The 8,484-nt window shown below is 60.9% G+C and carries 9 protein-coding genes; 4 read left to right on the top strand and 5 right to left on the bottom strand.

The window, feature by feature from the left end:
• The coding region (locus tag BGI27_RS16900; protein WP_141239830.1) for a transposase at positions 1–107 on the bottom strand (107 nt) is incomplete at its 3' end.
• A 68-nt stretch (positions 108–175) separates the two neighbouring features.
• Between BGI27_RS16900 and BGI27_RS16895 the strand changes: the two genes are divergently transcribed.
• Positions 176–886: a hypothetical protein gene (locus tag BGI27_RS16895; RefSeq protein WP_095525963.1), complete on the top strand. Its 711-nt coding sequence runs from the start codon at positions 176–178 to the stop codon at positions 884–886.
• A 15-nt stretch (positions 887–901) separates the two neighbouring features.
• Here the strand turns inward: BGI27_RS16895 and BGI27_RS16890 are convergent, their stop codons facing one another.
• Positions 902–1,687: a DODA-type extradiol aromatic ring-opening family dioxygenase gene (locus BGI27_RS16890; protein ID WP_170943095.1), complete on the bottom strand. Its 786-nt coding sequence runs from the start codon at positions 1,685–1,687 to the stop codon at positions 902–904.
• 54 nt (positions 1,688–1,741) lie between these two features.
• Positions 1,742–2,152 (bottom strand): DoxX family protein, encoded by a 411-nt coding sequence (locus BGI27_RS16885; RefSeq protein WP_095525962.1) that lies wholly within the window; start codon positions 2,150–2,152, stop codon positions 1,742–1,744.
• A 149-nt stretch (positions 2,153–2,301) separates the two neighbouring features.
• On the opposite strand from BGI27_RS16885, the gene BGI27_RS16880 reads away from it, so the two are divergent.
• A complete protein-coding gene (locus BGI27_RS16880) occupies positions 2,302–3,198 on the top strand; it encodes a LysR family transcriptional regulator (protein ID WP_095525961.1) in 897 nt (298 codons plus the stop codon).
• 14 nt (positions 3,199–3,212) lie between these two features.
• Here the strand turns inward: BGI27_RS16880 and BGI27_RS16875 are convergent, their stop codons facing one another.
• Complete coding sequence (locus BGI27_RS16875; protein ID WP_172425488.1) at positions 3,213–3,935, bottom strand: GNAT family N-acetyltransferase; 723 nt, start codon at positions 3,933–3,935, stop codon at positions 3,213–3,215.
• A gap of 298 nt (positions 3,936–4,233) precedes the next feature.
• On the opposite strand from BGI27_RS16875, the gene BGI27_RS16870 reads away from it, so the two are divergent.
• Positions 4,234–4,926, top strand: coding sequence for a P-loop NTPase family protein (locus tag BGI27_RS16870; protein WP_095525959.1), 693 nt, complete (start codon positions 4,234–4,236; stop codon positions 4,924–4,926).
• Between the two features lie 92 nt (positions 4,927–5,018).
• On the opposite strand, the gene BGI27_RS16865 is transcribed toward BGI27_RS16870, so the two are convergent.
• Complete coding sequence (locus tag BGI27_RS16865; protein ID WP_095525958.1) at positions 5,019–6,992, bottom strand: DNA topoisomerase IV subunit B; 1,974 nt, start codon at positions 6,990–6,992, stop codon at positions 5,019–5,021.
• Positions 6,993–7,260: 268 nt separating this feature from the next.
• Here BGI27_RS16865 and BGI27_RS16860 point away from each other — a divergent pair, with 268 nt between their 5' ends.
• Positions 7,261–8,460 carry an HD-GYP domain-containing protein gene (locus BGI27_RS16860; RefSeq protein WP_170943096.1) on the top strand — a complete coding sequence of 400 codons (1,200 nt, stop codon included), beginning with the start codon at positions 7,261–7,263 and terminating at the stop codon, positions 8,458–8,460.
• Positions 8,461–8,484: the final 24 nt, after the last annotated feature.

Raw genomic sequence — 8,484 nt, 5'->3', positions numbered from 1 at the left:
ATGCTCACATCCAGTCGCCCGGCAACGTCCGCAACGCTATGTCCGCGATCGGTCACTTGCTTGACCGCTTCAATCTTGAACTCTTCCGTGTATCGCTTGCTACTCATAGACACCTCCACTTGGTTGCCAGCTTAAGGCTTCGAAGTGTCTAGTGAACCGGGGGCGATTCAGGGCCATGGCAGCACGACGACTCAAGGCCTCGCCAGAGCAAATCCAGCAGCTGTTTTCTGGGCGAGCGGCCGTCCTCAAGAAAGGCATCGGGCAAGAGTTAAGCGAGCGCTATATCCGCGAGCTGGGCCGCATCGGCATGATCGTGCACATGCAGCCAATGCCTGCGATGGAGGCCGTCGTCATTCAGCCGCCCGAGAATCCCCTGGGTGTCGAAAGCGTTGGGGAAACAGACGACTTTCCTGGACTGCCTCCCATCCCAGGCGGCTTCCAGACTCAATCCATGGAAAAAACGGAGATCGCCTCCGCCGATATCGTTGCGCGCTGTCTGCGAGACGACCCCTTGCCTGCCCCTGCCGAGCCGGAGTTGCAACCGGAACCACCACGCCAGATCTTTCCCGAGCAGCGTGAGGCTCTCTCTTGGGCAACAGCCCCCGGTGTTGAGCGTTCCCAATTCCCGCAGCCTGAGCCGCAGCCTTCTCCACTTCCGGTTGCACCGGAATCTCTTCCAGAGAAGGAAGATCAGCAGTTGGTGCGCCCGCGCCGCTCACTGCTGATCTATCAGGCGGCAAAGCCCGAGATATCGCTACCAGCTGGGCAGGAGGTGTCGATGATGGCGGCGCCTGCTGTTCCCGGGCAGCACCGACATCTGCGCATCCTGTTGCTGCTTTTGCTGGGTGTGGCGCTGGCAGGGATCTTTGTTCTTCTCAACGGTTGACCCACGCCGTAGCTATCAGGCACTGGCAAGCCGCCAAGCATCCATGGCCAGCACGCCATACTCGAAGCTGCTGTGCAGGCATTCTGGTGCCAGATCGTCCTTGGCCGCCCCCAAGGCCACGAACAGCGGCAGGAAGTGCTCTGGTGTGGGGTGTGCCCGCCTTGCGTGCGGCGCCTGCTCCTCCCAGGCCGACAGTGCATCAATGTCCTTCGCCAGCAGATGCTTGGCTACCCAATCCCGGAATTCCCGCGCATAGGGGCCCGCATCGATCCTGGCGCCATGAAACCAGTCGCGCAGGTTGTGTGTCATGTGGCCGGAGCCGACAATCAGCACGCCTTCCTTGCGTAAGTGGCTCAAGGCTGCCCCCAGTTTGAGGTGATGCCTGGCGTCCAGTCCGGGCTGCACGGAAAGCTGCAGCACCGGGACGTCAGCCTGAGGATACATTTTCAGCAAAGGCACCCAGGCCCCGTGATCCAATCCCCGGCAACCATCGATACCGGCTTCCAGTCCGGCATCGCGCAGCAGATTCTGTATGCGTGCGGCCAGATCCGGAGCTCCCGGCGCTGGATAGCGGATGCGATACAACTCATCGGGGAAGCCACCGAAGTCATGAATCGTTTCCGGCTGCTCTGCGCCACCGATCAACGGCGGTCCGCTTTCCCAATGAGCGGAAACCATCAGCACAGCCTTCGGGCGTGTCAGCTGGCTGACTGCCGAAACCCAGGCGAGTGCTGCCGGATGCTCCTGCACCGCATGCATGGGGGAGCCGTGTGAAATGAACAGAACGGGCATGGCACTCATTTCATTCTCCTTCGAGATCGTGATGCTGATTTTACGAGTGAGTCATTGTTGGGCTCAGGCTGCGCGCTTGGCGTACCAGTTGTCCCAGGACCAGGCGCCGGCGCCCAGGAGCGCCAACGCGATGGCATTTGCAACCATGAAGGCAGGATATTCCCACCCACCATTGGGCGCGTTGAACATCCAGCCGTTGCCCGAGTGTGCCCAGGTGGCGCCAAGCAGGATCGGCAGTGTCAGCAGTGCAACGAGGCGGGTGCGGAATCCCGCCAGCAGCCCCAGGCCCCCGAAAATCTCGCCGAATATCGTGAGGTAGGCCGCAATGGCCGGCAAGCCAAGCGAGGCGAAGAATCCGACAGTGCCGGGAACGGTAAAAACAAAAATCTTCAAGGCAGCATGAGCCAGCAGTGCTATCCCGAGTGTCAGGCGCAGCACCAAGGCAGCCAGCGCAGATGAGTGTGTGTCTTGCATGATCGGATTCCTTCCTGAAAGGGTTTTATGAAGTCGATGGGGACATTCTGCTGAATGTTTCATTTGGGATAAATATGCCTTTCCGTGATTAAATGTTGCCATTTGTGCAACAATTGCGGCAGCCCATTCCAGACAAAAAAGGAATTCGTATGGATCGATTTGCGGCCATGAATGTGTTCTGTAAGGTCGTGGAACTCGGCAGCCTCGTTGCGGCGGCGAAGCACCTGGAGATGTCCACCTCTGCCGTTTCTCGGCAGCTTGCGCAGCTAGAAGCGCTGCTGGACGCTCGCCTCCTGAATCGCAGCACACGACGCATTAGCCTGACCGAAAACGGGCGTGCTTATTACGAACGCTGCCTGTTGCTGCTGGCCGATCTGGAAGAAGCGGAAGAAATGGTCGGCAATGCGACAGCCAGCCCTCGCGGCACGCTGCGCATCACTGCGCCAGTGAGTTTCGGTGCATCGCATCTGGCACCCGCATTGGGCGAGTTCGCACGTCGCCACCCGGCGATGAAGTTCGATGTCCAACTGGCGGATCGACCGCTGGATCTGGTCGAGGAAGGCCTGGATCTGGCAATCCGTATCGGTCGCGCAGCACACCAGAATCTTGTGGCCCGCCGTATCGGAAATGTGGCGCTGCTGACGTGCGCCAGCTCGGACTATCTTGCACGCCATGGCACACCGCAGACACCCCGGGAGCTTTCCTCCCACGCCTGCTTTGCCTATGCCTATGCGCAGGAGCCTAATCAGTGGCGATTCCAGCGTGGCAATGAAACCGTACAGGAGATCAGTTTCGACGCCAGCATCGGGGCCAATAACGGCACAGTGCTGGCCGAGCTGGCAGCAGCGGGGCTGGGCATTACGCGGGCACCGGATTTCATTCTCGGCCCGCTCGTGGCCGAGGGCCGACTGCAGACGATCCTGGAGGAATGGCCCGGGCCACCACTTCCAATCTATGCCATGTATCCAAGCCGCAAGCACCTTTCGGCCCGGGTTCGTAGCTTCGTGGAGTTTATGGAGGGCTGGCTGGCCCGACAACCGCAGTAATCCCCGGAAGGTGCCTACGCTTTGATGCGATACCAGTAGTGATACAGCTGTCTGAAGCCAAGGCGTTCATATAGCCTGATGGCAGCGATATTGCTGGCGAACACTTGCAGATAGGCCGTCGTGGCCCCCGCATCCCGCCCCCAGTGCATCAATCCCTGGCAGAGGCGCGTGGCTAGTCCGCGCCGCTGGTAACCGAGGCGTGTGGCCAGATCGAAAAGGCCCAGATGGCCGTCAACCAGGACGCCCAACCCGCAGCTCACCGGCAGCCCGGCTTCGCAGCAGACAGCCAAGGAGCGGGGATGCGTGATGTGCTGCAGGATCTGACGATGTATGCCCTGCCCGGCTCCAGTCTTGCCGGAGATATCCCGAAATGCGGCAAGCCAGGCGTCGAGATCGTCAAGCAACACAATGTCGATCTCGGATCGGGGGGCCGTCAGTGGCAGACACATGACGTATGAAGGGTCCAGCAGCCGGTAGCCGCGCAGGACCAATTGTTCGTCAGCAGCCTGAGAGGCCGGATCGGAAGTTAGGCGAAAGGTCGGCGGAAGATCGCGGGCCCGGAATCTGCGCTCCATTTCCTCGATATCCTCTGACAAAGCACTGGCATTGTGCAGTGCATTCGCCGAGTTGGCCCGCTTCGTGTAACCCTTGGCGAAGCGCAGCAGCCAGCCGGCATGGGTTTCCTGCTCCAGCGAAGGCCAGGATTCGAAGGCGGCAAGTTCAAGCGCATGCAGCATGATGGATGACGGAACGATCGATGAGGGTATGCCGGAACGCGTCATTCTGCCGCGTCCTGCCGTGCGGGGTTTGATCGGAATGCACCTGCATGCATCGCGCAGTCATGTACCCGACAAGCGCCAGGAATTACGGGCATTCAAAGACATTGCTTGCAGCTTCCACTTGCCCACACGATGGCATTCTTCTACGAATCGAATACGGCGAAGCAATCCCCGGGCTCAAGCCCCGCATGTCTTTGGCCGATGACAGTAAAAGCCCCACGGGCTGGATCTCGCAACACGCAGCAAGGAGTACATCATGTCAGCAATCATCAGTCTTATCGGCAGCAAGGGCGGCACAGGCAAGACCACGCTCGCCCACCTGTTGTGTTTCGGCCTGGGGCTTATGGGGCGGAAGGCTGTCTGTGTGCTGACCGATCCCGGGCGTCTGCCGCCCCCGCATGGCGCCCTGCCCTATGTTTCGGCCGACGGCCGTGATGCCCAGGCGCGCCAGCGTATCCTGACCACCTTGCGCTCGCGTGAAGGCTGGGTCGGGGTGGTCGATGGAGGTGCCAATCGTCTTGCTACGGATATGGAGATGTATCGGCTCTCCGATCTGGTGTTGCTGCCTTTCCGGGATTCTCAGGAAGATCTGCGCGTCGTCTGCGAGGATCTCAAACGTCTGCCCAACGCGTTGGCCCTGCCCACGCAGTGGCCCAGCAATCCCTGGCAGTTCGGTGCAGCACAAAGGCTTCTGGAAACGGTGCCGGCGGAGTTGCAGGGGCGTGTGCTGGCGCCTGTGTTTGCCCTCTCCTGTTCCAAACAGCTGTTGCAGCATCCCCAACCCAGCGTGGTGCCGACCTCCTTGCGCAAGCTGTCCCAGGCATTCGCTTTCCAGATGCTGGGTTTGCTGGAAGCCGATCGCACGCGCCTGAATGCGGCGCAGACCGCACTGGGCGCCAGCCGCCGCCTGGAGGACATGATGGAAAACGCACCGGCTTCTGTTGTCTGAGGCCCTGACCAGGCTGCATACGGTTTCCCGCCTCGCAGTCAAGCGTAGAACACGGCGACCCAACGCTCCAAACGGTTGAAGGCGATGCCGTATCAGAGATCCGCTTCGACCAGATTACCCTTCAGCTCCATCCAGGCGCGTCGGCTGGAGGCTTCACCCTTGCCCATGAGCAGGTTGAACAGGCCCAGCGTATCCGGTGACGGCGTATTCCCCAGACTGACCGGCAGCACCCGCCGGGTTGCCGGATCCATGGTTGTTTCCTTGAGCTGCGCAGGTTGCATCTCTCCCAGGCCCTTGAAGCGGCCAATCTCCAGCTGATCCTCGCGAAAGCTTTCCTTGCTCAGGCGCTCGCGGATGGATTGCAGCTCCGCATCATCCAGCGCGTAGAAACGCCGTGCCGGGCGTTTTTTGCCTTGCGCCGGCACATCGATACGGTACAGCGGTGGTAGCGCGACATACACATGGCCCGCCGCCACGAGTTTCGGGAAATGGCGCAGGAACAGCGTCAGCAGCAGGGTCTGGATGTGCGAGCCATCCACGTCGGCATCGGCCATGATCACGATCTTGCCATATCGCAGATTGGCCAGCACGGCGTCAGCGGCATCGGCTACGTGAGGATCGACACCGATGGCCACGGAAATATCGTGGATTTCAGTATTGGCGAAAAGTCGGCCAGGATCGATTTCCCAGGCGTTCTGTACCTTGCCGCGCAGCGGCAGGATGGCCTGGGTTTCACGGTTTCGCGCGAGCTTGGCCGAGCCACCGGCCGAATCGCCCTCCACCAGATAGAGCTCGTTCTCGGTGATATGGCTGCTTTCGCAGTCGGCCAGTTTCCCGGGGAGCACTGCCACACCGCTGCTCTTTTTCTTTTCGACTTTCTGCGCATCCTTGAGACGGGACTGCGCCTGCTTGATGGCCAGCTCGGCGATAGCCTTGCCGTGTTCTACGTTCTGGTTGATCCAGGCCTCGAAGGGATGTTGCAGCATGGTGGAGACCAGCTTCACCGCTTCGCGGGAATTGAGTTTTTCCTTCACCTGCCCCTGGAACTGGGGATCGAGCAGCCGTGCCGAGAGTACGAAACTCATGCGCCCGCAGACATCCTCCTGCTGAAGCTTGACGCCCTTGGGCAGCAGACTGTGATGCTCGATGAAGCTCTTCACCGCTTCGAAGACGGCCGCGCGCATGCCTGCTTCATGCGTACCGCCTGCAACCGTGGGGATCAGGTTTACATAGCTTTCACCGATCTGCTGGCCATCAAACCAGCCCAGCGCCCAGGCGGCCCCTTCACCTGGCGCGAAATCCTCGTCTTCGCCCGCGTATTTCTCTGTGGCGAACACCGGCACCAGCATTTCGATCCCCGCCATCATTTCGCGCAGGTAACCCGGGAGGCCATCCTGATAGCGCCACTCCTGCCGCTTGAAACCACCATCTGCCTGCTCAATCTCCAGGCTTACCTGCACGCCTGGCAGCAGCACGGCCTTGGAGCGCAGCAGGCGCTCCAGTTCATTCATCGGGACACGAGGCGAATCGAAATAACGGCCATCCGGCCACACGGTTACGCGCGTGCCGGTCTGCCGGCCACAAGAACCAAGCTCTTCCAGTTCGCCGATCTGGCGTCCGCCATCCGTAAAGGCGATGCGATGCAGCTTGCCTTCCCTGCGAATCTCCACTTCCACACGCGTGGACAGTGCCGTGGTGACCGCTACCCCTACCCCGTGCAAGCCACCGGAGAAAGCGTAGGCGCTGTTGCCGGATTTCTTGTCGAACTTTCCGCCTGCGTGCAGTACGGTATAGGCCAGTACCACCACGGGTTTCTTTTCCACCGGATGAGGGCCTACCGGAATACCGCGGCCATCATCTGCCACGGTGATCGCGCCATCGCGTGCCACGCGTACCTGAATGCTGCGCGCAAAGCCTGCCAAGGCTTCGTCGGCGGCGTTGTCGATGACTTCCTGGATGATGTGGCAGGGCGAGTCGGTGCGGGTGTACATGCCGGGGCGCTCGCGCACCGGCTCCAGTCCCTTAAGGACTCGGAACGAGGATTCGTCGTACTGCGTCTGGGCCATTGCTGATATTTCGAAGAAAGGAGAGGCAAGGCCCGCATTCTTTCATATCCGGGCACCGTGAGCGTACCGACGACGGATGTCCGGAAAGAAGGTCATCGCCTGCGATGCCCCCGAGCCTGCAGATGATTCGGGCGATTCTGTGTAAAAAGTCCTGCAGTCGCAGCAGTCGTCTTCAATGATCCGCTTCTCCCGCCGTAGACTCGGGCCGGGGTTCGCATGCCTTGCATGTGGCAATGCGCACAGTTGTCCCCGAGGGAAAATCCGATACATGTCGTCCGCGGCACCGAGCCTGCCCGAGCAGGCCAATCCGCATTTCGTCGAGTCGCTGGTTGAGCTCTCGGCGACACGCGAAATCGAAGTCACTGAAGATGTCTATGCGCAGAACGGTATAAAGCTGCTGGCAAAGGGCGCACGCGTCGACAGCAGCCTCTATGACCGCGTGATCCAGCACAAGCTGCGACGCCCCATCGAGACGAGTCTTGCCTGCCGCGATGCTTTCGATAGTGCCCAGCTGAGGCGCGAGGCCGAAGCCCTGCTGGAGGCGTCCCCGATCCTGAGGCGTTTGGCAGACGATAGCCATGGCTCCGAGCGCTCCCTAAAAACGCTTGCCCGGGTGCGGCTGACTCCGCAAGCAGCCACTTTGTTTGCCGTGGCCGAGCACCGCCGCCCCGAGCGACGCACGCATCAGGTGAAGGCCTGCCTGATCGCACTGAGTCTGGCCAAGGCCGATGGCTCCACCCATGACTCCCGTTCGCTGATCGGCCTGGCCCAGGCTAGCCTGCTGCACGACATCGGTGAGTGCTACATTGATCCGGCGATCTTCACACGCGAGGAAGTGCTGGGGCAGGAGGAATGGCGCGCGCTGGCTTCACACCCGATCATCGGCGCAGCAATCGCGCGGGAGCTTGGCGGCTTGAGTGCGGATGTGCAGACAGCGATCCTTCAGCACCACGAGCGCCTGGATGGCTCTGGCTATCCTCGCGGTGTCAGTGGCGAAGGGCTGTCACGCAGTGGGGCAATCCTCGGTATGGCCGATACGCTGGCTGGCATGCTAGGGCACGACTACCCGCTGAGCCGGCTCAGCGTTGCCTTGAGGATCATGCCGCGAGAGTTCTCCCCGGCGCTGGTGAGCCGGGCTACCCGGCTGCTTGGAGCGAGAGAGCCCCTGATGGAAATGCGGGGCGTGTCGCGGGCGGAGGTTGAAGAAATCCGGCATATCCGTGAGCGCATCGGGGCAATTCCGGGCCTGTTCAGCCAGTTACTGGATGAACAGGCCCGGCTTTCCCCTTTGCACAGGGAGGGCCTCGAAAATCTGTTCTTCCGCTTCATTCGCGTGAAACGCGCTTTCTCTAGCACAGGCATGGACGGGTTGGAGTCCCTGGTGCCGGTATTGAGCGGAGAAGAACTGGCGGAAACCTGCCAGGAGGCTCGTTGCGTGCTAGGGCGTGTTCACAGTAGCCAGATATAGGCGCATGCGAGATGCAAGAAGGCG

This window comes from Candidatus Dactylopiibacterium carminicum (genome assembly GCF_014736495.1).
Lineage (GTDB): Bacteria > Pseudomonadota > Gammaproteobacteria > Burkholderiales > Rhodocyclaceae > Uliginosibacterium > Uliginosibacterium carminicum.
Note: the sequence above shows the minus strand (reverse complement) of the source record. Positions and strands in the feature narration are given on the sequence as shown.